We start from the raw sequence: 1,198 nt of genomic DNA, 5'->3' as shown, positions 1-1,198 counted from the left end.
CTGAAGACTTACCCGTTTTCGGACAGCTCTAAATTACACAATTTTTCTTTTTTCATTGGGTCTAGACCCAATGAAAATTCTTTATAGATCTGATTAGGGCTTTTTCTGCCCATTGATTTATGTGGATGGTATTTGTTATAATCTTCTCTGAAGTCCTCAGCTATCTGTTGTACTTCTTCTAAATTTCGGAAGATGTAAGCATCCAAAACGTCTTCTCTAAATGTTTTATTGAACCTTTCAATGTATCCATTTTGCGATGGTTTTCCTGGTTGGATATAATTGATCTCGATTCCTTCAGCTTCGCAGTAGGACATAAATATTTTCGAGATAAATTCCGGACCATTATCCACTCGTATTTGTAAAGGTTTGCCGTAAACCTCTATGGCCTGCCTTAGATATTCCACAACACGTAGGGCAGGCATTGATAGTGCTGGAGTGGTACATAGCGCTTCTCTGTTATAATCATCAATAAGGTTAAATACTCTAAACTTTCTTCCTGTCATTAGACCATCACTCATAAAATCTGCACTCCACACCTGTCTTGGTGCCTGAGGTTGATCCAGGGGAGTTTTAACACGAGCTGGAAGGCGCTTTTTACTCTTCCTTCTCAATTGCAGACCTAAAAGCCTGTATACCCGAAGGACTCGTTTCCGGTTCCATTTAAAGCCTTGTGATCGGATTCTGTAGAAATAGTAATCAAATCCCCGATTAGGTTTGATCTCACTCATTTCTGTAAGTTTGTCTATTACTTCAGAATCATCCCTCTTGGTCTTATAATACCACATAGAGCGACTTAAGCAAACCAACTCGCAAGCTCTCACAATACTCAACTTCTCCTGCTTAACTACTTGCTCGGCCAATTCCTTACGTTCACAAGGCTTTAAAGCTTTTTTTCGATAATATCTTTAAGGATACGATGGTCAAGGCTCAAATCAGCATACATCTGCTTTAGACGCTGATTCTCTTCCTGGAGCGATTTAAGCTCTTTGAGTTGTTGAGCATCCATACCCCCATACTTACGCTTCCAGCTATAAAACGCCGCCGTGGTAATTCCTTTGTCTCGGCAAATGTCGGTAACCTTCATTCCCGATTCGTACTGTTGAAGCATTGCAATTATTTGTGCTTCTGTAAATCTGCTTTTCTTCATAACTTAAAAATAGTTGATTTTTAAACTGTATGAAAAACAGGGAAGCCTTCA

Annotated in this window: 2 protein-coding genes; both read right to left on the bottom strand. The window is 39.5% G+C overall.

Annotated elements, in window-relative coordinates; genetic code table 11:
• Positions 1–8: 8 nt before the first annotated feature.
• On the bottom strand, positions 9–830 hold the full coding sequence (locus tag G551_RS15890; RefSeq protein ID WP_240470478.1) for an IS3 family transposase: 822 nt from the start codon (positions 828–830) through the stop codon (positions 9–11).
• Positions 831–880: 50 nt separating this feature from the next.
• Positions 881–1,147, bottom strand: a complete 267-nt coding sequence (locus tag G551_RS0112405; protein WP_027885854.1) for a transposase — start codon at positions 1,145–1,147, stop codon at positions 881–883.
• Positions 1,148–1,198: the final 51 nt, after the last annotated feature.

Origin of the sequence: Mesonia mobilis DSM 19841, assembly GCF_000423405.1 — a bacterium.
Classification (GTDB): domain Bacteria; phylum Bacteroidota; class Bacteroidia; order Flavobacteriales; family Flavobacteriaceae; genus Mesonia; species Mesonia mobilis.
The sequence above is the reverse complement of the archived record's forward strand: the minus strand, read 5'-3'. Positions and strand labels throughout refer to the sequence as shown.

Excerpts from the sequence above, each read along its gene's own strand:
- G551_RS0112405 (WP_027885854.1), bottom strand. The coding sequence starts at position 1,147 with ATGAAGAAAAGCAGATTTACAGAAGCACAAATAATTGCAATGCTTCAA.